The organism is Mesorhizobium sp. B2-3-4 (assembly GCF_006442315.1).
Taxonomy (GTDB): domain Bacteria; phylum Pseudomonadota; class Alphaproteobacteria; order Rhizobiales; family Rhizobiaceae; genus Mesorhizobium.
The window spans coordinates 18,379-42,824 of record NZ_VFVY01000030.1 but is presented as its reverse complement, the minus strand read 5'-3'; the positions used below and the strand labels follow the sequence as shown (position 1 = coordinate 42,824).

Here is a 24,446-nt window from a genome sequence, read left to right as displayed (position 1 = left end):
AGCAGGAACCGTGCCAGTTTGGCGCGGGCAGAGAATTTCAAATAATCCAACAGCATATGGCTTAGCGCGCGGAATCGATCCAGCCGCCGATCCGGTCAAAGATTGATCAAAGTCACTCAGGTGGCGCATAAATTTTGTGCAATGCACAAGAATGGCGCGAGAATGATCAGCGCTGTGGCATTGGAGTTGGCGAAAAGCTACCCAGGTTCATGGGCGCCTTGCCAGAGTTATGATTTCAGGACTGGTTGGGGTCGGCATGCTCCCGTCGAAGTCGCCGAACCGCTGTTCGATATGCAGCCCTGCTTGCTCGATCAGGGTCTGAAGCGCGTCCGTATTCAGGAACCTCAAGGTGCTGCGGCTGTGCATCGGAAGGCTTGGATGATTACCGCTGAAGGTATGAGTGAACGTTACCGTTTGACCGTCAAAATCGGAATTGAGTTCAGTTGTGATAAGCACGCAAGTCCCGTCTGGCACCACAACGCTCGCTGTATTTTCCGGCGTCCAACGTTTCCAAGGGCGAGCGGAGGGATTGCGGGTTTCAAAGGCGAAAACGCCCCCCGGCACCAGCGATTTGCTAATGGATGCCATGAAACTTTGCAGGTCAGAATCGCTGACGATGGCCTGAAATGCGTGACCGGTCATGACAACCAGATCAAACCGATGCTCCCAATCCTGTTCCTGCAATTCGCCGAGAACCCATTCGATGCCGGGATACGCACGCGCGCGCTCCAGCACGCCGGGCGCGGGATCTATGCCGCAAAGCCGCCCGGAGTGACCTGCCTTTCGAGCTTCCTGCAGAAGAGTGCCCGTACCGCACCCAACGTCGAGGACAGCACTCGCCTTCAGGATGTGCGGCAGATAGAAATCATAGTCGTCACGTACTGCCCGTGGATGCCAGGCGTCATAGACTGCGGATAGAAATGTGTCGTCGTAGAAGCGATCAACTGGCAATCAACGGCCTTCCCTGATTTGTGGCGACCGACCCGGATTTTGCGCCGCGATATAGGCATCGATCTCATCGGGATCGAAGATCTGACCGTCGAAGAAACCGTCGGGACCAAGCACGAGGCTGGCGCCTGCCGAACCGACCGGAGTCGCCGTTTTTAGCGCGCCCTCGACCTTGGCATTGGCGCCGGGCAGCGCTACGCCGAGCGGCTTCAACGCGGCGCGATAGAGGTCGGGGCGGTAGCAGTCGCGGGCGATGGCGAGATTGCCAGGCGTATGGGCAAGCTGACCCCAACGCGCCATCTGCGTGTAGAACCACAATGCATGGCTCTTCCAGGGAAAGTTCGCCGCCTTGTCGAAGGGCACGAAGAAATCCTCGACCGTCCGCTCCGCGCCGCCGCCGAGCGCCAGATGCCCGGTCAGCGCCGGCATCTGGAGCGCCGGTTTCTGGCCGAGGAAGCCGGCCTGCGCCATCAGCGCGGCCAATTCGTCCCGGTTGGCCTTGTCCTGGCACCAGCGGGCGGAATGGTGCAACGCCCGCAGCAGGGCCGCCAGCGCCTCAGGCTGCTCCTCGGCCCATGCCTTGCGCGCGCCAATCACCTTTTCCGGGCTGTTGCGCCACAGCAGTGCCTTGACGGTGACGATATGGCCGATGCCGGCGGCGACCGCCGCACTGTTCCAGGGTTCGCCGACGCAATAGCCGTCGATGCGCCCAGTGGCCAGCGCGTCGGCCATGAAGGGCGGCGGCACGATGACGATCTCGATCTGTCGCTCCGGATCGATGCCGCAGGCGGCCAGCCAGTAGCGCAGTTCGTAATTGTGCCCGGAATGGGGATGCACGACCGCGAAGCGAAGTGGCTCGCCGCCGGCCGCTACCCGATCGCGGATGAAGGCGCCAAGTGCCTCCCCGGCGGGAGCTGGATCGAGATCCGATACCGCGCCGTGCGCCGCCATGCCGTTCCAGACCGCATTGGAGACGGTAATGCAATTGCCGCCGAGGCCGAGCGAGAATGGCACGATCGTCTCGGAGGCAAGCGGGGTGAGGCCGAGATTGCAGGCCAGCGGCATCGGCCCGAGCATATGGGCGAGATCGAAATGGCCGATGGCGATACGGTCGCGGATGTTGGCCCAGGACGTCTCGCGATGCAGCACCAGTTCGACGCCTTCGCGCGCGGCAAATCCCATTTCGCCTGCGGCGACCAGCACCGCGCTGTCGAACAGCGGCATGAAGCCGGCGGTGATCTGGTGCTCGGCGCGCATCGTCATTCGTCCTCCAGCGGTCCGAGCAGCCCGGCCGTCGTCACCAGCGCTTGCGCGATATCGCCGATCTTGCGATTCTGGTTCATCGCCGTCTTGCGCAGCAGCGTGTAGGCGGCTTCCTCGGAGAGGCCGCGCGACTTCATCAATATGCCCTTGGCGCGGTCGATCACCTTGCGGTGTTCGAGTTCGTTGCGGGCCTCCTCCAGTTCGCGCGCCATGCGCGAGAAAGCGTTGAAGCGGCTGACCGCCATGTCGAGGATCGGCTTGACGCGTTCTTGCCTGAGACCATCGACGACATAGGCCGAGACGCCGGCATCCACCGCCGCCTCGATCGAGGCCTGGTCGGAGCGATCAACGAACATGGCGATCGGCCGCTTCACCGCGCGCGACAGCTGGAACATGTTCTCCAGCATGTCGCGGTTGGGGTTTTCGAGGTCGATGACGATGACGTCGGGCTCGATCTCGGCGATGCGCCGCGCAATGCCGCTCACATCATGGAGGACGGTAACCCGCTGATGGCCGGCCTCGCGCAAGCCGGCCTCAATTATCGAGGCGCGGATGCGGTTTTCGTCGATCACCAGGACGGCGAGTGAGGCAGGAACCATGCCCGCATTATGAGCAAGGCCGTGAAATTGTGCAACGCAGCATGGCTGCCGGCCTTGGAGGACCGGCAGCCATGCATGCTCGCGAAAAGATGCCCGGCTTGATGATGCCTGGCAGGGACGCCGATCAGCCGCAGATGCGAACGTCTTCGATCACCTTGTGGTGGTGGCGCCAATGCACGACCGTTTCGGTGTGGCAGCGGTGATGCCGGTGATGGCGCCGATACTCGCCATCATTGTCATACTGAACGTTCTGGTCGCCATCGTACCGGTTGTCGTAGCGACGGTCGTGATGACGGCGAACGACGATCCCGGAATCGTCATCCGAATACTGGTTGCCGTCGTCGGACTGGATCGTCACGCTTGCAGCCTGGGTCGGCGCGATGACTGACGCTGTCGCGGCCATTGCCACCAGGGAAGCCAAAATCAACTTTCTCATGTCTCGTCCTCCTGCGGGTTAAGTTATATCAACTCGCAAGACGACGGGCTGTTCCAAGCCCGGTCCACACGCTTTCCAACGCTGTGGACATCAAGACGTGACCAATACGCAAAATCTCTACCAGCGGACGAACGCGGTCAGCGGCAGATGATCGGAGGCTACGCGCGAAAGTGGCGTGTCGTGTGCTTCGACGGTCGCGATCATGCCGTGTCGGTTGGCCATGATCCGGTCGAGCGCCAGCAGCGGCAGATTGGACGGGAAGGTGGGGACCGCCGGCGGCTGCGGGCCGAAGGTCGCGTGTAGCGTGTTCAGCGCGGAGCGGTTTCCGAGCCGCCATTCGTTCAGGTCGCCGAGCAGGAGCGTCGGCTTCTCGTCGGGGCTGTTCATGATATCCAGTACGACCTGGGCCTGCTGCGAGCGGGAACGGCGCAGCAATCCCAGATGCGCAGCGATGACGCGCAAGGACTGATTTCCGTCGAGATCGATCTCCGCCACCACCGCGCCGCGCGGTTCGAGACCCGGAAGCCTGATCTGATGGACGTCGCGAACGACACCCTTTTTGAAAAGCAGGACGTTGCCGTGCCAGCCATGGCCCTTGCCCGTGGCCGAAATCGGCACCGGCACGAGGCCGGTTTCCAGTTCGAGACGGTGCAGGTCGAGAAGTCCGTCACGGTCGCCGAAGCGGTTGTCCGCCTCCTGCAGCGCAATCACGTCGGGAGCGATCTCGCGGATGACGCGGCTGGTGCGGTCGGGATCGAATCTGCGGTCGACGCCAATGCATTTGTGGACGTTGTAGGAGGCAACCAGCGTCCCCGTGGCGCCGGCCTTCATCGGCGACAAGGCGTTGGCCTTGCGCATGCGCCTGTCGCGGATCGACAGGAGCATGCTGGCCGGCAGGCTGCGCCCGTTCATTCGCATCGCGTGCCTATCATCCTTGCCGCTCTCGCATGCATCTAGAAATAGAGTCTTTCGGCAGATGTTCCATGGCTGGCGACACGCTATAGGGCAAACACGTCGTTTTGTTAAAGACAGGGCTTTTCCTAGAGATAGGGCGATCCCAGCCAGAGGATGCGGTCGAAAAGGCGGATGATGAACGGCCGGGCGCGCAAGGACTCCAGCGTGACAGGGATAGCCGTTTCGATCGCCGACCCGATTCGGGTTTCGATTTCGGTGGCAAAGCCCGCGTCGAGGACTTCCAGATCGATTTCGAAATTGAGCCGCAGCGAGCGGGCGTCGAGGTTTGAGGAGCCGACATAGGCCCACACGCCGTCGATCGACAGAAGCTTGGAATGGTCGAAGGGGCCTTCCGTGCGCCATATGCGGCAATAATTCTTCAGGATCTGGTCGAATTGCGCGGTCATGGCGCGGTCGACGAGGAACAAATTGTTCACCGCCGGCACCACGACGTCGATCTCGACGCCGCGCCTGGCCGCGGTGATAAGGGCGCTGATCAGTTCCCGATCCGGCAGGAAATAGGGTGACATCAGGCGGATCGATTTGCGTGCCACGGAGAAGGCGCCGATCAGCAATTTGTGGTTGGTCTCATTGCTGGCATCCGGCCCGGATGCGACCGCGCGGACCAGCATCGGCTGTCCGGCCAACGGCGAAAGCGGGGCGACCCGCCAGGCGTCGCCCTTGAGGCCTTCATTGGTGGCGAAGCGCCAGTCCTCGGCGGCGACGGAGAAGAGATCGGCGACGACAGGTCCGGTGACCTTGAAATGCGTGTCCCTGGCGCTGTTGGAGCCGGCGAACTCGGCGGAAAAACCCTTGCGGATGTTCATGCCGCCGGTGAAGGCAACGGTGCCGTCGACCACCAGGATCTTGCGATGGGTCCGCAGGTTGGCGTAGGGCAAGCGCAGGCCCATGACGATGTTGCCGTTGAAGACGTCCGCGGTGATGTTGGCGCCGCGCAGATGGCCAAGGATGCTGGGCACGGAATAGCGGGCGCCGACGGCATCGATCAGCACGCGGACGGTGACGCCGCGCCGGACAGCGCCGGCCAGCGCTTCGACAAAAAGCAGCCCGACGGCATCATTGTCGAAAATATAGGTTTCGAGCAAAACGCTGCGCTCGGCCCCGTCGATCGCCGCGCACATGGCCGAATAGGCCTCGTCACCGCTTTCCAGCACGTCGATCGCGTTTCCCGGGTTGAGCGCGCGCCGCGCCACCCTGTCGCCGAGCGTCCTGAGACCGGTGAACCGCTGTCCATAGCGCTCGACGATGAGAAGCTCTTCGGCGGCGACGTCGCGCTCGTGCTTGGCCGACACCAGGCCATCGGCAAGCGGGCGCTGCGCGCTGATCGTGGCGCGACGGATGCGGTTGATGCCGGCCACGGCATAGATCAGCACACCGAGGATCGGCGACAGCACCATGACGCCGACCCAACCGGTGGCGGCGCGGACATCTTCCTTGGTCATGACGGCATGGGCAATGCCGATGGTCGCCATCACCACCGAGATGATTGCCAGGAATTGGGTCCAGTGAGTCGCCAGGGTCTCGAACATTGCCGGGACTATCCAGTGAGCGCCCGCAGAAGGCAATGTTGCCGGCCATGTCGGCGGTCACCGCTTGGGCGCACGGCTATTTGAGCAGGCCGACCAGCACGTTGAAGGCGGCGTCGATATCGGCGCGGACCGCGGCCTTGACCGCCTCGCCATCGCGATCGCGCAGTGCCGCGAACATCTCCTGGTGATGCTCGTTGGCGGTCGAATAGTTTCCCGAATCATGCAGCATGTTGAAATAGGGGCTGATCTGCAGCCACAGGTTCTCGATGATGTTGAGGATGTTTTCGGAGCCCGCTGCCCGGTAGATGGAGAAATGAAAAGCGTAGTTGGCGCGCAGGTAGGATTTGACGTCTCCCGCGGCATTGGCCTGTTCGAGAACTTCCAAATGCCTGCCGAGTTGGGCAATGCCCTGCTCGTCCATGTGCTCGGCGGCCCACGCGGCGGCGATCGCCTCGATCTCGAAGCGGACATTCCGGAGATCGACGAGGCGGGCGCGGCTGAGCGCCGGAATTCCGATCGAACGGCCTGAAACGACCATCAAGGCATTGGCCGCGGTCAGCCGCCGCAATGCCTCCCTGACCGGCATCGGGCTGACACCAAAGGCGTCGGCGAGGCTTTGCACCGTCACCATCTCGCCAGGCACGATGCTGCCGTCGAGGATCAGTTCGGTGACATGCCGATAGACCCTGTCCTGCAGGGTCTCCCTGGACAGCGGCGTGATCTCGACACCAGGCTTCCTGAACGCCGCTCCAGCCATCTCTCCTCAACCTTCCCGCGCAAAGGCCGCGCATCTTCCCGAAATGCAAGGTTCGGACGACGGCGTCAAGCGTCGCCGTCGTCCGACAGGATATTTCATCATTGATCTTTGATCAAATAGTGGTACGGTCGCCGACATCGAATGACAGGGGCCACGTCTCGTGCCCCTGGGAGGCATTCGGTCGTTCGGATTGGGAGGAGTTCACATGGGTATCGGATTGAAAGTCCGGCGGCTTGCGCTGCTGGCCGGCATGGCCGTTTGCGCCCTTGGCGTGTCGGTCGTCGAAGCCGCCGAAAAGCACAAGATCTTTCTGAGCATGAGCTATATCGGCAATGACTGGCAGGCCGAGGCGGCAAACATGGTCAAGGCCATGGCCGCGCACAAGAGCCTTGCCGACAAGGTCGATCTGCAGGTCCAGGTCGCTGGGCCGAACGCGCAGCGCCAGATCCAGCAGATCAATGCCATGGTGCAAAGCGGCGCCGAGGCGATCATCGTCTATCCGATATCGCCGACCGCGCTCAACCAGGTCGTCAAGAATGCCTGCGACAAGGGCGTGAAGGTCTTTGCCTACGACGCCGAAATCACCGAACCTTGCGCCTACAACGTCCATATCGATCAGTTGGAAGCGGGCAGGGTGACCGCCGAATGGCTGGTCAAGAAGCTCAACGGCAAGGGCAACATCATCGCCGTTACGGGTGTTCCGGGCACGTCCGTCGACGATCAGCGGACAAAGGCCGCCAAGGAAGTCTTCGCCAAATATCCCGACATCAAGATCGTCGGCGAGGCTGTCGGCATGTGGAGCCAGGCGGTCGCCCGCACCGAGCTTTCGAAGATCCTGGCAACCCGCAACTGGAACGACATAAACGGGCTGTGGATGCAGGTCGGCTGCTTCACCGCCAACTCCATGCAGATGGAAGCCGGCAAGAAGGCGAGCGAACTCCTGCCATGCGCCGGTGAAGGCTCCAATGGCGGCCGCATCCAGATGCTGCCGGAGGGTACCGAAGTGGAAGGCGCGGCTGCTCCCTATGCACCGGCCGGCGCGCAACGCATTTCCTATGCCTCGCCACCTTATTCCGGGGCGCTGGCGCTGAAACTCGCCGTCGAGGCGATCGAAGGCAAGGACGTGCCGAAGACCACGATCCTGCCGCTGCCGGTCGTCACCAATGAGACGATCAAGCTGTGCGATGAAGGCACCTGGGCGGAAATGAAGGCCGGCTGTAACGCCTTCAAGCCGTCGCTGGTCTCCAATCCCGGCTGGTTCGCTTCGATCTTCTCGGACCAGACACCCGAGGTCGGCCTCAACGCCGCCCTTGTCGGCCAGCCGGAGAACTAAGCCTCCCAAGGCCACTGACGACGATGCACGGATACCTCCCGTGCATCGTCGATCCGCGCCGATGGATGACGCCCAAAGCCCGGCGATCGAGGACATGACAGAGCAATTGGAACTTCCCGCCATCGAGATCGATGGCATCGGCAAAGCCTTCGGGCCGACGGTCGCGCTCGACAATGTGTCGTTCGCCATCGCGCCCGGCAGCGTCCATGCATTGCTGGGCGAGAACGGCGCCGGCAAGTCGACGCTGGTGAAATTGCTGTCGGGGCTGGTGCGGCCGAGCTCCGGTCATGTCAGGGTCTTTGGCAAGGAGATCGGTTACGGCGCGCCGCGCGCGGCGCATGCGCTGGGCGTGCAGACGGCATTTCAGGAAATGACCCTGGTGCGCGATCTCTCCGTGCTGGACAACATGCTTTTGCCTTACGCCCCTATCGGCGTTTCCGGTCTGATCCGACGCAAAGCAGCACGCAACGCTGTACGTCGTCATATCGAAGATCTCGGCTTCTCCGTCGATCTCGATGCCGAGGTCGGCGAACTCGATCTTGCCGTGCGCCAGAAGATCGAGATCGCGCGCGCCGTCTACCGCAAGCCGCGCATCCTGCTGCTCGACGAACCGACCTCGACGCTCGCCGGCCGCGACGTCGATTGGCTGGGCGATATCATCGCCAGGCTGAAGACGGCAGGCACCACCATCGTCTTCATCACCCACCGCATGCGCGAGGTGCGGGCTTTTTGCGACACGCTGACGATCCTGAGAAACGGTCGCCATATCGTCACGGCGCCGGTCGCCGAGGTCCCCGACGCCGATGTGATCGAGAAGATCATCGGCCGCTCGATCGAGCAGACCTTCCCGCCGAAGCCCGACGGCGCCCAGGCTTTCGGAGCGCCGGTTCTGGGCGTCCGCGATCTCAAGGTCGGGGGCAAGCTCGATGGCGCGAATTTCGATCTGCGCCGGGGCGAGATCCTCGGCATTGCCGGACTGCAAGGCATGGGTCAGCAAGACCTGTTCCTGGCCTGTTTCGGCATGGCTGAAATCATCCGTGGCGACGTCCTCGTCGATGGCCGCAAGGTCTGGCTCGGTTCTCCGGCGGATGCGCTTCGACCCAACATGGCGATCGGCCTCGTGCCCGAGGACCGCAAGTCCGAGGGCCTGTTCCTGAAACTGCCGGGCAGCCAGAACGCCACGCTGCCTGTCGTGTCACGCTTCACGCGGTTCGGCCTTGTCGACACCAAGGCAGAGACGCGTTCGGTGGAAGAGGCATTCGCCGCCGTCGAAGTCGACCGCCGGGCGCTGTGGACGCGGGCCGGAGCGTTTTCCGGCGGCAATCAGCAGAAGATCGCCATCGCCAAATGGCTGGTGGCGCAGAGCCGCATCCTGCTTCTGTTCGATCCCACCCGCGGCATCGACGTCGGCACCAAGCACGAGCTTTATGTGATGATGCGAAATTACGTCGCCGCCGGCGGCTCCATCCTGCTGCACTCGACCGAGATTCCGGAGCTGGTCCATCAATGCGACCGGGTGCTGGTTCTCTATGACGGGCGCATCGCCGCGGAACTGGAGGGCGACGCCATCAGCGAGGCCGCCATCATGCGGCCGGCGCTCGGCCATGCCACGGACGTCGCGGCATGAGCAGCATGGCCTCCTCGCCTGGTTCCAGCGGCTTCGGCCTGCGCCGCGCGCTGGCGCGCAATCGCGGCGCGTTGATCGCCGCCGCCGTGCTGGCGATCCTGCTTTTCATCGTCGACTGGATCAGCGCCGGGCCGCTGACCTATTTCGACGTGTCGTTCCTGTCCAGCGGCGGAGCGACCTCGGCGCTCGCCGCCATCGGCCAGACCATCGTGATCCTGTCGGGCGGCTTCGACCTGTCGGCCGGCGCGGTGATATCGCTGGTCAATGCCGTGCTGGCATCGAGCATGGACCCGATGGCGCCGGGCGCCAGCGTCGTCCTGTGGACGGCGGTCGGCATCGGCGTCGGCATGGCGGTGGGCGCCTTCAACGGCTTCTTCATTGCCGTGCTGCGCATGCAGCCCATCGTGGTGACGCTCTCCACCATGTTCATCCTGCAAGGCGTCACGCTCTTGGTGATGGACAAGCCCGGCGGCTTCGTGTCCCCCGATCTCGGCACCTTCTATCTGGGCGATGCGATCGCCGGCTGGCTGCCAATGCCGCTGGTGGTGATCGGCGTGGTCCTGCTCGCCTGGTTCTGGCTCAAGGGGACCCGTTTCGGGACCGCGCTCTACGCCATCGGCAGCGACGCCGATTCGGCCGCCGCGGTCGGTATCAATGTCGTGCTGGTGCGTTTCGCCGTCTATGTGGTCGCCGGCGGCTGCTACGGTCTGGCCGGCGTGTTCATCAGCGCGCAGACCGGCAGCGGCGATCCGCTGGTCGGCAATCCGCTGCTTTTGTCGATGTTCGCCGCGGTCGTCGTCGGCGGCACGCGCCTCGGCGGCGGGCAGGGCGGCCCGGTTGGCAGCGTCTTCGGCGCCTTCATCCTGATGATGGTGGTGAACATCCTTCTGGTGCTCAACGTATCGGCTTACTATTCGACCATCGCCGAAGGCACCATTCTGGTGCTGGCCGCCTTGGCCAGTTCCCTGTCCCACGCGTCGGTGCTTGCCGTGCAGCTTCGCGCGGCGCGCGCCCGGCTTGCCGCCTGGCGCGCCGGCATACTGCCCTCGCAACTCGAGCGCGTGGACCGGCGTCTCAAGCTTAGCGGACCCTCGCATGGCAAGCGGGATGCGGCTCCGCCGCCTCCCGCCCTCTATCGACGCAATGCCGAGATCCTGCGCTATGCGCTGCCGGCCTATGCATGTCTTCTTGTCATCGTCATCGTCACCCAGATCTGGCTCGGCCGCGCCATCCTCAATCCAGGTTACTGGAATTCGCTGCTGGTGCTGTCGTCCTTCCTGGCCGTCCTGGCGCTGGGGCAGGGAACCGTCATCCTGACCGGCGGCCTCGATCTTTCCGTGCCGTGGACGATCGGCATTTCCGGCATCATCCTGGCCGGCATGGTCAATGGCTCGGACGCGGCCCTGTCTATGCCTTGCCTGTCGTGCTGGCGATGGCCTGCGCCATCGGCTTCGCCAATGGCTTCGGCATCGTCTATCTCGGCATTTCGCCAATCGTCATGACGCTTGCCACAAACGGCATCCTGCAAGGCTTCGCGCTGCTCTATTCGCAGGGAACGCCGGCCGGCTTCTCGTCGCCGATGCTGCGCTGGTTCATGACCGCGCGGCTCGGTTTTGTGACGCCGGTCGTCCTGGTGATGGTCGTCTTCGTGGCCGGAGCGGTGCTCCTGCTCGGCCGCACGCCGTTCGGACGCCGGGTCTACGGCATCGGCAACGGGCTGCGCGCCGCGCGCCTGTCCGGCATCGGCGTCGAGCGCACGCTGATCCTGGTCTACATGCTGTCGGCCGTCTGCGCCGCGCTTGTCGGCATCATGCTGACCGGCTTTTCCGGCCAGGCAAGCCTCGGCATGGGCGACGACTATCTCTTGCCGTCGATCGCCGTCGTCGTGGTCGGCGGGGCGCTGATCACCGGCGGGCGCGGCCACTATCTCGGCATGCTCGGCGGGGTGCTCCTGTTGACGGCGCTGCAAATGCTGCTGGCCGGCACAACGCTGCCCTACGCGACGCGGGCAATTCTCTACGGGCTGGTCGTTCTCGGCGCCGTCATGGCGCTGCGCGAACGGCAGCCTCATTGAAAGGACTGGATGATGAGCACCAAGGCACCTGAAACGGCAGAGCAATTCCTGGCCGGCCTCAAAGGACAGCGCGTGCTGGTGACGGCTGGCGCCGGCGGCATCGGGCTGGCCATCGCCGACACGCTGTCGCGGCTCGGTGCGCGCATCGTCGTCTGCGACGTTTCCGACGAGGCGCTGGCCGCCGCTCCGGGCAAGATCGACCTGGTGGCCGCGGTCAAGGCCGACGTCTCGCGCGACGACGATGTCGACCGGCTGTTCGAGACGATCGGGGAAAAACTCGGCGGTCTGGACGCCCTGATCAACAATGCCGGCATTGCCGGCCCCACCGGCGGCGTCGACGAGATCGATCCCGCCGACTGGCGGCGCTGCCTCGACATCTGCCTGACCGGCCAGTTCCTGTGCGCGCGGCGCGCCGTGCCGATGATCAAGGCGGCGGGCGGCGGCTCGATCGTCTCGATGTCGTCGGCCGCCGGCCGCCACGGTTATGCTTTCCGCACACCCTACTCGGCCGCCAAATTCGGCGTGATCGGCTTCACCCAGAGCCTCGCCAAGGAACTCGGGCCGCACGGCATCAGGGTCAATGCCATCCTGCCCGGCATCATCGAGGGCCCCCGCATAGAAAGCGTCATCTCGGCCCGCGCCAGGCAGGTCGGAATCAGCCACGAGGAGATGACCGGGCGCTATCTGCAGAACATCTCGCTGCGCCGCATGACCAGTCCTTACGATGTCGCCTCGATGGTCGCCTTCCTGCTTTCGGATGCGGGGATAAACATTTCCGGCCAGTCGCTCGGCGTCGACGGCAACGTCGAAACACTTTGAGGGTATGATCCATGGCACAGGTTGCGATCGTCGGCAGCGGATTCATCGGGCGGGCCTGGGCGATCAGTTTCGCGCGCGCCGGCCATGATGTGCGCATGTGGGACCAGTCGCCCGCCGCGACCGGCGGCGCCCGCGACTACATTGCCGGTGTGCTCGGCGATCTCGCCGCCAACGAGTTGCTGCGCGGGCAGTCCGCCGCCGCCGTGCTCGATCGCATCGCTGTTGTCGCCGATCTCGGCGAAGCGCTTGCCGGCGCGGTCCATATTCAGGAGAACACGCCGGAAAATCTCGAGGTGAAGCGTGAGGTGTTTTCGCTGATCGACTCCGCCGCCGATCCGCAAGCCGTGATCGCCAGTTCGACGTCGGCGCTGCTGCCGTCGAAATTCACCGACCATCTCAAGGGGCGACATCGCTGCCTGGTCGTGCACCCGATCAATCCGCCCTATCTCATTCCCGCCGCCGAAGTGGTGCCGGCGCCATGGACATCGGGCGAGACGCTGGAGAGAACGCGCGCCTTCCTGATCGAGGCCGGCCACGCGCCGCTGGTGATGAAGCGCGAGCTCGACGGCTTCATCATGAACCGGCTGCAAGGCGCGCTGCTGGAGGAATCGTTCCGGCTGGTCGCCGACGGTTATGCCAGCGTCGAGGATGTCGATATCGGCATCCGCGACGGGCTGGCGCTGCGCTGGTCATTCATGGGGCCGTTCGAGACCATCGATCTCAACGCTCCGGGCGGCGTGCGCGACTATGTCGACCGCTACCAGGGCATCTATTCCAACATTTTCCCGCAGATGCTGCGCCGGGTCGACTGGGCCGGCGAGGTCATGGCAACCGTCGAGGCCGAGCGCAGCAAGCGCTTGCCCAGGGAGGGCCTGGGTGAGCGGCAAGTGTGGCGCGACCGCCGGCTGATGGCGCTGGCGGCGCACAAGAAGAAATCGGATCAGGAGTTCGGACAATGAAAGAAACCAGCCGCAAACCCGGCGCCACGGCGGCCAGGGGCAAGGTCATCATCACCTGCGCGGTGACGGGGGCGATCCACACCCCGACCATGTCGCCCTATCTGCCGATCACTCCGGACCAGATCGCGTCCGAGGCGATAGCCGCGGCCGAAGCCGGTGCGGCGATCCTGCACCTGCATGCCCGCGATCCCGAGACCGGCAAGCCCGACCAGACGCCGGAGGCGTTCGCCCGCTTCCTGCCGCGCGTCAAGCAAGGCACCAATGCCGCCATCAACATCACCACCGGCGGCAGCCCCTACATGAAGGTCGAGGAGCGCGTGCGCCCGGCTGCCCAGTTCAAGCCCGAGGTTGCCTCGCTCAACATGGGTTCGATCAATTTCGGGCTCTACCATCTCGCCGACAAATACGAGACCTTCAAGTTCGACTGGGAAAAGCCGCATCTGGAAGCGACCCGCGATCTCGTCTTTCGCAACTCGTTCAAGGACATCGAGTACATCCTGGCGACCTGCTACGACAATGGCACGCGCTTCGAGTTCGAGTGCTATGACATCGCCCATCTCTACAACCTGGCTCATTTCGCCGACCGGGGGCTGGTGAAGCCGCCCTTCTTCGTGCAGTCGGTGTTCGGCCTGCTCGGTGGCATCGGCACGCATCCGGAGGATGTCGCGCATATGAAGCGCACGGCGGACCGGCTGTTCGGCGACCAGTTCCGCTGGTCGGTGCTTGGCGCGGGCGCCAGCCAGTTGCGCATCGCGGCGCAATCGGCAGCCCTTGGCGGCAATATAAGGGTCGGGCTTGAGGACAGCCTGTGGGCCGGCAAGGGCAAGCTCGCCAAGTCGAATGCCGAACAGGTCGTGCTGGCGCGCAAGATCATCGAAGGGCTTGGCATGGAGGTGGCGACGCCGGACGAGGCGCGCGCGATCCTGTCCTTGAAGGGCGGCGACAAGGTCGCCTTCTGAGGCGGCCCGACCAACCGCTGCCTAGACACCAATATACGGGAGGATGACATGAAGATCGAAGTCGTGGTGGACGTGAAGACGACGCTGGGCGAGGGCCCGTTGTGGGACGTCGAGCAGGAGCGGCTCTACTGGATCGACAGTTTCGACGGGCGCGTGTTCCGCGCCACCGCCGACGGGCGCGAGATCCGAAGCTGGGACGTGCCGATGAAGATCGGCTCGATGGCGCTGCGCAAGGACGGCAGCGGCGCCGTGGTGTCGCTGCAGCGCGGCTTCCACCTTCTCGATTTCGCCACCGGCGAGGTGACGCTCATCCACGATCCGGAACCCGACCGGCCGATGAACCGTCTCAACGACGGCAAGGTCGACCGGCGCGGCCGCTTCTTCGCCGGCTCGATGGACACGATGGAGGAGGGTCCCTCGGGCGGGCTCTACCGGCTCGATCCGGATTTCACGGTGACCAAGATCGATACAGGCATCATCTGCTCCAACGGTCCATGCTGGAGCCCGGACGACCGCACCTTCTATTTCGCCGATACCTGGACCGGCGAAATCTGGGCCTATGACTACGACATCGCCACGGGTGCCGCCACCAACCGCCGCACCTTCGTGCGCGTCGACACCAGCAAGGGCGGGGCCGCCGACGGCTCGACCGTCGATGCGGAAGGCTATCTGTGGAACGCGCTGGTCTATGACGGACGTCTGGTGCGCTATGCGCCTGATGGCTCGGTCGACCGCATCATCGACATGCCGGTCAAGAAGATCACCAGCGTCATGTTCGGCGGGCCGAAGCTCGATACGCTTTACGTCACCTCGATGGCCAAGCCGCCGCTGCCGCGCTTTCCCGGCGACGGCGTCCTGCGCGGCAGCCTGTTCGCCATCACCGGGCTTGGGATCAAGGGCGTCGCGGAACCGCGCTTCGCCGGCTGACCGCAAAGCACCCGGCGCGCCGCACGGGGAGGCTTAAGAGCCAAATTTTGCATTCATGGCCCGAGCGAAGGTCTCGGCGATCGCGAGAACGGCGGCGTGTATCGGTCCAGCGGTGAGGCTGGGCATGACCGATGCGTCGACGACAAAAAGATTGTCGAGCGCCTTGAGCCGCAGATCCGCGTCGACGACGGCGTCCTGGTCCTTGCCCATCCGGCAGGTGCCGCAGGGGTGGTGGTGGGTGATGACAGACCGGGCGATGAAGTCGTCCATCTCGGCCGTGCTGTTCAGCGTACCCGGCAGGAGTTCGCGCTCTCGCCAGTCGGCGAGTTCGTCGCGATGCCCGATTGTCCGGGCCGCCTCGAGTGCCTGGCGAAACAGCTCGCGATCCCGACCGCTTTGCAGATATTGAGGGTCGATGATCAATCGATCGCCCAGTTCCGGCCCGCTTATGCTGACGCTGCCACGGCTCGCCGGATGGGTTATTCCGAACAGCAACGAATAGGCGGTGCCAGCTGCAGGCGCCTGAAAGCGTTCGGACACGATCGGCGCGATGCCGCACCCGACGACGATTTCGGGCTGACCGGTGGCGGTGAAACCGGCAGCGCTGATATAGGCCATCGATTCCGAGTGCTGGAGGCGAGACGGGGGAACGTGCTTGCGGGCCGCGTAGAGGTTGCCGGCGCCGAGCAGGTGATCCTGAAGGTTTCGGCCGATTTGCGGCATGTCGATCACGCAGCCGACGCCGGCGGCATCGAGCGTGTCGCGCGGACCGATGCCCGAGCGCATCAGCAGAGCCGGGCTTTCGAGCGCGCCAGCGCACAGCACGATCTGATCCGCCAGGATTTCGATCGGACCCTGCCGCCCCACGACTTCGAGGCCGCGAACCTGATTGCCGGCCAATTGCAGCCGCAGCACCCGGGATCCCGCAAGTATGGTCAGGTTTTTACGACCCCGAACAGCCGGCGTGAGCCAGGCGTCGGCCGCGGTCACCCGCCGTCCGTCTCGAATGTTCAAGGAGTTCGGCGTGACGCCGATCATCTGTCCGCTGTTGTGGCCTTCAAGGCGCGGCAGGCCAAGCGAGGCGCCGGCTTCGATGAACGCGCGCGCGACCGGGCTGACTTCATCCGCCGGCAAATGGACGGGCATCGGCCCGCCCTTGCCGTAAAGGCCGTTGCCGCCCCGCGGATGATCTTCAATAGCCTGAAAGGCGGGCAGCAATCCGTCCCAGCTCCACCTCGTATCGCCAGTCGCATCGACCCAGGCCTGGAAGTCCTGGGGATAACCGCGCATATAACCCATCGCGTGCAGGCAGCTCGAACCGCCGATCAGGCGACCGCGCGCCCAATGGTGCACACGGCCAGCGGTGCCGGCTTGCGGCTCCGTGCGATAGTCCCAATCGTAGTCGCGGCCCTGGAGCGCCGGCCACGCGGCGGGGTTCCAGATGTCGGGGTCATCAGCCTCCTCGCCGGCCTCGATCAGCAGGACGCGACGGGACTGGTCCTCGCTCAGCCGTGCCGCCAGCAATGCGCCAGCCGAGCCACCGCCGACGATCACTAGATCGGCATCCCGTTTGCGCTCGAAATCGGTTTTGGTCATCGTCACTCCGTCTGGCGCTTGCGCGTCTGGATGGCCGGCACGTGTCATGCGGGACGGCATGGACGCCACATACAAGTCTGCGTTCTGCGGACTGCCGATCCGCGGCACCGTGAGGGCTTCGGGTCCTCAGCCGGGAGCAAGCCTCTCGAAAAACTCAGATATCGCTGTCCATGGATATTTTCGCTGCCGCTTTCGCCCGCAGGACGTGTTGCTTGGAGGCCTTGCGCGCGGCTTTCTCGTCACCGGCGGCGATGGATTCGAAGATCTCCCTCATCTCCGCCAAGCTGCTTTGCGCCCGGCCTTCCAACGACATCGATCGTCCGCGAAAGAAGCTTATCCGGGCCACCAGACCGCGATGGACTTCCTCCAGAATGGGATTCCCGCAATTGGCCAGAATGATCGAATAGAAGTCCGCGGCGGTCATCACCTGTGCGATGCTGTCCTTGCTGGATGCCGCCTCTTCGAAGGCCGAAAGCGATCTCTCGAGTTCCCGCAGTTGTGCGGGAGAAATTCTCGACGCGCACCGGCCCGCCGCCTCGACTTCCAGCAGTTCTCGTACCTCGTAGATCGCGGTCGCCACTTCCCAGGAGAGCGCCGGTATCGACGGCCCGCGATTGGGCACGATCTCGATCAGGCGCTCGGCCTCGAGGCTGCGCAAGGCCTCCCGCAGCGAGGGCCGGCTGATGCCGAGCTGCGCACAGAGCTGACTTTCGATAAGCCGGCTTCCTGGCTGGAACAGTCCGGACAGGATGGCGAGCCGCAGCTTGTCGACGGTCTCCTGCTGCACCGTTCGTGGCGTAATCCGCAAATTCAGCTCTGGCGGCATCGGTTACGTCTCATGGGCGTTAGGGTCACGATCGGGTGCATCATATGCGACACCGCGTGCATTGGACAGCATGAATAGTCTGATTGTCAATTCTCAAGATTGAAAGAATGTCAGACAATCCTGTTGACGCACCCCATGGTTCTATGATCCTCTTGGGTGACACGAGTAGCAGTGGTGAGGATCATGAACGTGGCGACAGACAAGCCTTTCGGCCAGCCGAGATCGCTACGCGTCGACACGGGGCGCATCACGCTCAATGTCCGCGAGAGCGGCAGCGGCCCGTTGATGCTGTTCTTCCACGGCATAACCTCCAACTCCGCTGTCTTCACGCCGTTGATGGCCCGGCTCTCGGGCCGGTTCACGACGGTGGCTGTCGACCAGAGAGGGCATGGCCTCAGCGACAAGCCGGAAAGCGGCTATGAGGCCAATGACTATGCCGACGACATTGCCGGCCTGATCCGCACGCTCGATCGCGGCCCCGCCATCCTCGTAGGACATTCGCTTGGCGCGAGAAATTCCGTCACGGCCGCCGCGCGAAATCCGGACCTGGTGCGCTCGGTCGTCGCTATCGATTTCACCCCCTACATCGAGACCGAGGCGCTGGACGCCTTGGAGTCGCGCGTCAACGCGGGAAGCCAGCTCTTCGAGGACGTCAAGGCTGTCGAGGCCTATCTTGCCGGCCGCTATACGAACATTCCCGCCGACGCTATCAGGATCCGGGCCGAGAGCGGCTATCACCGGGTCGATGGCGGGTTGCGGCCGTTGGCCTCTCCCTCGGCGATGGCTCAGACGGCCAAGGGCCTGCGGGCAGACCTGGTGCCTGCCTATCGCGACGTGACGAAGCCCGTTCTCATCGTTCGGGGCGAGGCGAGCAAACTGGTTTCGGCGGCGGCGCTGGCAAGGACAAGCCAGTTGCGGCCCGATCTCCCCGTGATCGTCGTCCCGGGCGCCGACCACTACGTCAACGAGGTCTCTCCCGAGATCACGCTGAAAGCCATCACCAATTTCATCGACGCCTGACGGTTCAGTGCCGTCTTACCGTACGCAGCATCAGGATAGAAAATGGCCAATGTAAACAAATCTTCGGGTAAGGCGCGCCGTGCCGAGGTTGCCGGCGGCGGCTTTGCCGGCCTGACAGCCGCCATCGCTTTGAAGCAGAACGGCTGGGACGTCAGGCTGCATGAAAAGAGCTCGGAACTGCGTGCATTCGGCGCGGGCATCTATCTCTGGCACAACGGCCTTCGCGTCCTCGAAGGACTGGGCGCGCTGGACGACGTTCTCCAGGGTTCCCACACGCCTCCGACCTACGAGACCTGGATGCACAACAAGTCCGTTTCGAAGGAGACGTTCAACGGGCTTCCCTGGCGTATCATGACCCGGAGCCACCTGCACGATGCGCTGGTCAACCGCGCCCGCGCGCTGGGTGTCGACATATCAGTCAACTCCGAGGCGGTCGCCGCCGATCCGGAAGGCCGCCTGACCCTTCAGACCGGCGAGGTTCTCGAAGCGGACCTGATCGTCGGCGCCGACGGCGTCGGCTCAAAGGTGAGGGATTCCATCGGCTTCAAGCAGGACCGCTGGGTTTCCAAGGACGGCCTCATCCGGCTGATCGTTCCTCGCAAGAAGAAGGAACTCGGTCACGGCGAGTGGGACAACACCATAGACATGTGGAACTTCTGGCCGCGAGTCCAGCGCATCCTCTACTCGCCCTGCAACGAGAACGAGCTTTATCTCGGCCTCATGGCCCCGGCCGCCGATCCTCGCGGGTCGCAGGTTCCGATCGACCTCGAGGTCTGGGTCGAGATGTTCCCCTTCCTCGAGCCGTGCCTGATCGAGGCGGCGAAGCTGAAAACCGCCCGGTACGATAAATACGAGACGACCAAGCTGGACAGCTGGACGAGGGGCAAGGTCGCGCTTGTGGGAGACGCCGCGCATGCGATGTGCCCGGCTCTCGCCCAGGGCGCTGGTTGCGCGATGGTCAATGCCTTCAGCCTGTCGCAGGATCTGGAGACGGGCTCCTCGGTCGAGGACGCGCTTCTGGCATGGGAAAAGCGCATTCGCCCGATCACCGATCGTTGCCAGGCCCTGTCCGGCGACTACGCGGCGAACCGTTCGCTCTCGAAGGGAAACATGTTCACGCCGGCAGCACTCGAAGCTGCCCGTTACGACCCGCTGCGCCGCGTCTTTTCATGGCCGCAGTAGCGTCAGCCAGGCGATCAACGAATTAATCGGCGCGTGCGGAGGCCGCACGCTCCCTTCAGGAGATAAAGATGAATTATTCCAGTGAAGTCGAACGGGATTATGATGTCAGGGGCTGGTACGCTTCGGTCCAGGAAAGCCGGCATGATGGCGGTCAGCCCGGCGAGACCCTCGTCAAGGTCGCGACCGGCGTTGTCATTCGCAATCCGTTCGCCGGAAAGTTCGTCGCCGAACTGTCCGAACTGACCAACCCGAGTTCGGCTATCGGTCATGCGCTCGGCGAGCGAGCCGTGGCGCTGCTCGGCAACAGGCCGGTCGAAAGCTATGGCAAGGGCGGTATTGCCGGCACATCAGGCGAACAGGAACATGTGGTTGCCTGCATCACAACGGTGTTCGGGGATCCGCTGCGGCAGCAGGTCGGGGGCGGCAAGGCCTGGATCTCGTCGGTCAGCAAGGTCGCTGCCGCCGGCACATCCATCGATATCCCGCTCGCCCACAAGGACGAACTCTACATCCGTTCCCACTATGACGCCGTCACCTTCTCCGTGCCGGACGGCCCGCGCCCTGACGAGCTTCTGATCTGTGTCGCCGTCGCCTCGGGTCCGCGCGTGCATCAACGCGTCGGCGGCAAATCCGTCGCCGACCTCAAGGCCGGCGTTTAATCCGATCGAAATTGGCGAAGGACGAATTTCATGCCCCTCAATATCAAGGACCTCAAGATCACGTCGGTGGATTTCAAACCGCTCGGGAAACTGCGCGACGAACATGCCGGCGACAAGGGCAACGTATTGCCCAGGCTTACGGTCAGCGGCGTTCCCTCGGGCACCAAAGAACTGGCCGTCATCTGCCATGACCCCGATGCGCCGCTTGCCAACGGTTTCACACACTGGGTCGTCTATGGCATCGATCCGTCGGCCACGGATCTTTCGGATGCGCAGGAGAAATTCCGCGTCGGCCCCAACGGTGCCGGCCACAAGCAGTACTACGGCCCCCAGCCGCCGGCTGGTCATGGCGAGCATCACTACTATTTCTGGGTCTATGCCCTCGACACCAAGGTCGAAGGCACGCCCACCCGGGAAGAATTCCTGCAGAAATATGCCGGCAACATCATCGAGCAGAACCGGATCGTCGGCCTCTACGAAAACAAGTGAAATCCGCGGCACCGGCGACCGATAACAACAACAAGAATGGTCGCTGACGCCGCAACGGGAGAATTGGAAATGAAAGACACCAACCCAGTGCATCGGACGGTCTTCGAAGAGCTGGTCACGGCGACGAAGATCCTTCTGAACGAGGGCATCATGGATACGTTCGGGCATATCAGTGCCCGCGATCCCGAGGATCCCGAAAGCTTCTTCCTGGCGCAGAAGCTTGCTCCGAGCCTGATAACCGTCGAGGACATCCAGCGTTTCAGTCTCGATGGCGAGACGTCGGACAATCGCCCGTCCTATCTCGAGCGCTACATCCACAGCGAAATCTACAAAGCGCGGCCCGACGTTCAGTGTGTGCTCCACACCCACTCTCCTGCAGTCCTGCCGTACTGCTTCGTCGATACGCCGCTGCGGCCGGTCACCCATATGGGCGCCTTCATCGGCGAGTCCGTGCCGGTCTACGAGATCCGCGACAAGCATGGCGACGAGACCGATCTCTTCGGCGGCAGCCACAGCGTCTGCGCCGATATCGCCGAAAGTCTCGGCAGCCAGACCGTGGTCCTCATGGCGCGGCATGGCGTCGTCAATGTCGGCAACTCCGTGCGCGAGGTGGTTTTCCGCGCCTTCTATCTCGAGCAGGAAGCGAAGGCGCTCACGGCCGGCCTGCGGATCGGCAACGTCAAATATCTGTCGCCGGGCGAGGTAAAGACGGCCGGAAAACTCGTCGGCGCCCAGATCGATCGAGGCTGGAACCACTGGTCGCAGCGTCTGCGGGAGGCCGGCCTGGCCTAGTGCCGGCCGCTTCGAGGAATATCTGGTCCATCCCGGTTCTGGCCGGGATGATCCAGCCCAGGTTTCAATAGTTCCCTGGCGCAAGAGCGCCGGACCAAGGCAATGAAACGCACCATGCCGCACGTGGAAAATTACGACTACGTCATCGTCGGGGCCGGATCGGCCGGTTGCGTGCTGGCCAACCGGCTGAGCGCCGACCCTGCGTGTTCGGTGCTGTTGCTCGAGGCGGGCGGCTGGGATCGTGACCCGATGATCCACATCCCGCTCGGATGGGGCAAGATCCTGACCGAGCGCCGCCATGACTGGATGTATTTCTGCGAGCCCGAGGACAATGTCGGTGGACGCAGGGTCGAGTGCGCGCGCGGCAAGGTGATCGGCGGATCGTCGTCAACCAACGCGATGGCCTATGTGCGGGGCAATCGCGGCGATTACGATCGCTGGGCCGCCAGCGGGCTGCACGACTGGTCTTATGAAAAGGTTCTGCCCTATTTCCGCAAGCAGGAAAGCTGGGAAGGCGGCGAGAGCCGGTTCCGCGGCGGCAATGGTCCGGTCAGCACCCAGTTCTGCCGCTACAAGGACACGCTGATCGAGGCCTTCGCGCAGGCCAGCGTCCAGGCCGGCTACCCACAGACCGACGACTATAATGGCGAGCGGCAGGAAGGGTTCGGCCGCCTCCAGATGACGATCTCGAAAGGCCGCCGCAGTTCGACCGCATCCGCCTATCTGCGGCCGGTCCTGAAGCGGCCCAACCTGACCGTCCTGACCGGCGCGACGGCGACGAAGATCACGCTGGAAGGCACACGCGCCACCGGAGTGGTGATCAACCATGGCGGCGGCGAACGGACGGTCCTCGCCCGCAAGGAAGTCCTGCTCTCGGGCGGCGTCATCAACACGCCGCAACTGCTGATGCTGTCCGGCATCGGCGCGCCGGAGGAACTGGCAGCGCATGGCATCCAGACCCGGGTCAACCTGCCGGCGGTCGGCAAGAACCTGCAGGATCACGTCTCGGTCATCCTGATGTACCGGCGCCGTACGCCGGGCCCGTTCCTGCGCAACATGCGCGCCGATCGGATTGGCCTGGATTTCGCCAAGACCTACCTGACAGGACGGGGTTTCTCGGGCGACGTGCCAGGCGGCGTCGTTGCCTTTCTGAAAAGCGGGCCGGAGCGGCCGTTGCCGGACGTGCAATTGCTGTTCACGGCGGCGCCGCTGGCCGCATGGCCTTATTTCAAGCCGTTCAAGGCACCATTTCCGGACGGCTTCGCCACGCGGATCGTGGCGACGCAGCCCGAAAGCCGGGGAGCCGTGAAACTGGCCTCTGCCGATCCGCTCGCGGCGCCGCTGATCCATCAGAATTTCCTTGCTTCGCCGAAGGACTGGCAGTCGCTTCGCGCCGGTTTCCGCGTGGCGAGGGATCTGGCGGCGCAACCCTCCATGCAGCCCTTCATCGCGGCGGAATTCTTTCCCGGTCCGAAATGCCAGAGCGACGACGAGATCGACGAGCATATCCGCAAGACCTCCATCACGGTGCATCATCCGGCCGGGACATGTCGCATGGGCGCCGACGCGGCCTCGGTCGTCGACCCGCAATTGCGGCTTCGCGGCGTCACTGGCCTCAGGGTGGTGGACGCCTCCGTCATGCCTGACCTGGTCTGCGGAAACATCAATGCGGCAGTGATCATGATTGCCGAGAAGGCCGCCGACCTCATCGCGGCATCAAAAGCAACGGAAAGCAGGGCAGCGTGATGATCCAACGTATCGCCATCATCGGTCTGGGCACGATGGGACCGGGCATGGCCGCAAGGCTTGCCAAAGGCGGCCTGCAGGTCGTCGCCTACGACGTCGCCCCGGCTGCGATCGAGCGCGCGGGAACCATGCTGGGTATTGCCGAAGGTGTCCTCGATTCCCTTGGCATCACGCCGCCCGCTTCCGGCGCCGGAACGGTTCGCTTCACGGACGACATCGCCGACGCGGTGTCGGGCGCCGACCTCGTCATCGAGAACGTTCCCGAAAACATCACGATCAAGGCCGATGTCTATCGCATGATCGACGGCCTGATCGCACCGGACACGATCGTTGCGTCCGATACGTCGGGCATTCCGATCACCAAGCTGCAGGCGCATATCTCGCATCCCGAGCGCATGGTGGGCATGCACTGGTCGAACCCGCCGCACATCATCCCGATGATCGAGGTCATCGCCGGGGAGAAGACGGCGCCGCAGACCGTGACTGTTATCCGCGACCTGATCCGCTCGATCGGCCTTTTGCCTGTGGTGGTGAAGAAAGACGTGCCGGGCTTCGTCGAAAACCGCGTCCTCTACGCGCTGCTGCGCGAGGCGGTCGACCTCGTCGAGCGCGGTGTCATCGAGCCGGAGGATCTCGACACCTGCGTGTCGTGGGGCATCGGCTACAAGATCGCCGTGATCGGGCCGATGGCGCTGCTCGATATGGCTGGCCTCGACATCTATAAATCCGTCTCGTCCTTCCTCAACGCCGATCTTTCCAATCGCGACGACGTCGCGCCGATGGTGCTGGAAAAGACCAACGCGTCGAAGTTCGGCATCAAGTCGGGGGAGGGCATGTTCTCCTACACGCCCGAACAGACGAAGGCGCTGCAGGGCCAACGGGCCCGCAAACTCGTCGCGGTGCGGCGCATCCTGGAGGGCCGGGAGTAGCC

General features: G+C 63.8%; 22 protein-coding genes and 1 pseudogene. 14 read left to right on the top strand and 9 right to left on the bottom strand.

Annotated elements, in window-relative coordinates; genetic code table 11:
* Positions 1–207: 207 nt before the first annotated feature.
* The 7 genes from FJ967_RS31240 to FJ967_RS31210 all read right to left on the bottom strand — a co-directional run bounded on the left by FJ967_RS31240 (position 208) and on the right by FJ967_RS31210 (position 6,507).
* The gene (locus FJ967_RS31240; protein ID WP_140736169.1) at positions 208–951 is read right to left on the bottom strand and encodes a class I SAM-dependent methyltransferase; all 744 of its coding nucleotides are present in this window, start codon (positions 949–951) and stop codon (positions 208–210) included.
* Positions 952–2,211, bottom strand: a complete 1,260-nt coding sequence (locus FJ967_RS31235) for a CmpA/NrtA family ABC transporter substrate-binding protein (RefSeq protein WP_140736168.1) — start codon at positions 2,209–2,211, stop codon at positions 952–954.
* Positions 2,208–2,810 (bottom strand): ANTAR domain-containing response regulator, encoded by a 603-nt coding sequence (locus FJ967_RS31230; RefSeq protein ID WP_140736167.1) that lies wholly within the window; start codon positions 2,808–2,810, stop codon positions 2,208–2,210. The genes FJ967_RS31235 and FJ967_RS31230 overlap by 4 nt, the downstream gene beginning before the upstream one ends.
* 124 nt (positions 2,811–2,934) lie before the next feature.
* Positions 2,935–3,246, bottom strand: a complete 312-nt coding sequence (locus FJ967_RS31225) for a hypothetical protein (protein WP_140736166.1) — start codon at positions 3,244–3,246, stop codon at positions 2,935–2,937.
* A 117-nt stretch (positions 3,247–3,363) separates the two neighbouring features.
* Positions 3,364–4,164 (bottom strand): endonuclease/exonuclease/phosphatase family protein, encoded by an 801-nt coding sequence (locus tag FJ967_RS31220; protein ID WP_140736165.1) that lies wholly within the window; start codon positions 4,162–4,164, stop codon positions 3,364–3,366.
* A gap of 122 nt (positions 4,165–4,286) precedes the next feature.
* Positions 4,287–5,750: a phosphatidylserine/phosphatidylglycerophosphate/cardiolipin synthase family protein gene (locus tag FJ967_RS31215; RefSeq protein ID WP_140736164.1), complete on the bottom strand. Its 1,464-nt coding sequence runs from the start codon at positions 5,748–5,750 to the stop codon at positions 4,287–4,289.
* 76 nt (positions 5,751–5,826) lie between these two features.
* On the bottom strand, positions 5,827–6,507 hold the full coding sequence (locus FJ967_RS31210; protein ID WP_140736163.1) for a GntR family transcriptional regulator: 681 nt from the start codon (positions 6,505–6,507) through the stop codon (positions 5,827–5,829).
* A 205-nt stretch (positions 6,508–6,712) separates the two neighbouring features.
* Between FJ967_RS31210 and FJ967_RS31205 the strand changes: the two genes are divergently transcribed.
* The 7 genes and pseudogenes from FJ967_RS31205 (at position 6,713) to FJ967_RS31175 (ending at position 15,205) form a co-directional block, all read left to right on the top strand.
* Complete coding sequence (locus FJ967_RS31205; protein ID WP_140736162.1) at positions 6,713–7,840, top strand: sugar ABC transporter substrate-binding protein; 1,128 nt, start codon at positions 6,713–6,715, stop codon at positions 7,838–7,840.
* A 94-nt stretch (positions 7,841–7,934) separates the two neighbouring features.
* Entirely contained in the window at positions 7,935–9,467 is a 1,533-nt protein-coding gene (locus FJ967_RS31200) for a sugar ABC transporter ATP-binding protein (RefSeq protein WP_140736176.1), read from the top strand.
* Positions 9,464–11,541 (top strand): annotated as a pseudogene (locus FJ967_RS31195) (ABC transporter permease). Before FJ967_RS31200 ends, FJ967_RS31195 begins: the two are co-directional and overlap by 4 nt.
* A gap of 12 nt (positions 11,542–11,553) precedes the next feature.
* Positions 11,554–12,360 carry an SDR family oxidoreductase gene (locus tag FJ967_RS31190; protein WP_140736161.1) on the top strand — a complete coding sequence of 269 codons (807 nt, stop codon included), beginning with the start codon at positions 11,554–11,556 and terminating at the stop codon, positions 12,358–12,360.
* An 11-nt stretch (positions 12,361–12,371) separates the two neighbouring features.
* Positions 12,372–13,319: a 3-hydroxyacyl-CoA dehydrogenase gene (locus FJ967_RS31185; protein ID WP_140736160.1), complete on the top strand. Its 948-nt coding sequence runs from the start codon at positions 12,372–12,374 to the stop codon at positions 13,317–13,319.
* Complete coding sequence (locus FJ967_RS31180) at positions 13,316–14,278, top strand: 3-keto-5-aminohexanoate cleavage protein (RefSeq protein ID WP_140736159.1); 963 nt, start codon at positions 13,316–13,318, stop codon at positions 14,276–14,278. The genes FJ967_RS31185 and FJ967_RS31180 overlap by 4 nt, the downstream gene beginning before the upstream one ends.
* A 48-nt stretch (positions 14,279–14,326) precedes the next feature.
* Complete coding sequence (locus FJ967_RS31175) at positions 14,327–15,205, top strand: SMP-30/gluconolactonase/LRE family protein (RefSeq protein ID WP_140736158.1); 879 nt, start codon at positions 14,327–14,329, stop codon at positions 15,203–15,205.
* 33 nt (positions 15,206–15,238) lie between these two features.
* Here the strand turns inward: FJ967_RS31175 and FJ967_RS31170 are convergent, their stop codons facing one another.
* Both FJ967_RS31170 and FJ967_RS31165 read right to left on the bottom strand, forming a co-directional pair.
* On the bottom strand, positions 15,239–16,801 hold the full coding sequence (locus FJ967_RS31170) for a GMC family oxidoreductase (RefSeq protein ID WP_140736157.1): 1,563 nt from the start codon (positions 16,799–16,801) through the stop codon (positions 15,239–15,241).
* Positions 16,802–16,955: 154 nt separating this feature from the next.
* Positions 16,956–17,627: a GntR family transcriptional regulator gene (locus FJ967_RS31165; protein ID WP_140736156.1), complete on the bottom strand. Its 672-nt coding sequence runs from the start codon at positions 17,625–17,627 to the stop codon at positions 16,956–16,958.
* A gap of 183 nt (positions 17,628–17,810) precedes the next feature.
* Between FJ967_RS31165 and FJ967_RS31160 the strand changes: the two genes are divergently transcribed.
* The 7 genes from FJ967_RS31160 (at position 17,811) to fhmpcd1 (ending at position 24,444) form a co-directional block, all read left to right on the top strand.
* The gene (locus FJ967_RS31160) at positions 17,811–18,647 is read left to right on the top strand and encodes an alpha/beta hydrolase (RefSeq protein ID WP_140736155.1); all 837 of its coding nucleotides are present in this window, start codon (positions 17,811–17,813) and stop codon (positions 18,645–18,647) included.
* Between the two features lie 42 nt (positions 18,648–18,689).
* Entirely contained in the window at positions 18,690–19,829 is a 1,140-nt protein-coding gene (locus FJ967_RS31155) for an NAD(P)/FAD-dependent oxidoreductase (protein WP_140736154.1), read from the top strand.
* Between the two features lie 68 nt (positions 19,830–19,897).
* Positions 19,898–20,488, top strand: a complete 591-nt coding sequence (locus tag FJ967_RS31150) for an amino acid synthesis family protein (protein ID WP_140736153.1) — start codon at positions 19,898–19,900, stop codon at positions 20,486–20,488.
* A 30-nt stretch (positions 20,489–20,518) separates the two neighbouring features.
* Positions 20,519–20,977 (top strand): YbhB/YbcL family Raf kinase inhibitor-like protein, encoded by a 459-nt coding sequence (locus FJ967_RS31145; protein ID WP_140736152.1) that lies wholly within the window; start codon positions 20,519–20,521, stop codon positions 20,975–20,977.
* 69 nt (positions 20,978–21,046) lie between these two features.
* Complete coding sequence (locus FJ967_RS31140) at positions 21,047–21,769, top strand: class II aldolase/adducin family protein (RefSeq protein WP_140736151.1); 723 nt, start codon at positions 21,047–21,049, stop codon at positions 21,767–21,769.
* A 114-nt stretch (positions 21,770–21,883) separates the two neighbouring features.
* On the top strand, positions 21,884–23,515 hold the full coding sequence (locus FJ967_RS31135; RefSeq protein ID WP_140736175.1) for a choline dehydrogenase: 1,632 nt from the start codon (positions 21,884–21,886) through the stop codon (positions 23,513–23,515).
* Complete coding sequence (fhmpcd1, locus tag FJ967_RS31130) at positions 23,515–24,444, top strand: 5-formyl-3-hydroxy-2-methylpyridine 4-carboxylate 5-dehydrogenase (RefSeq protein WP_140736150.1); 930 nt, start codon at positions 23,515–23,517, stop codon at positions 24,442–24,444. The genes FJ967_RS31135 and fhmpcd1 overlap by 1 nt, the downstream gene beginning before the upstream one ends.
* Positions 24,445–24,446 lie beyond the last annotated feature (2 nt).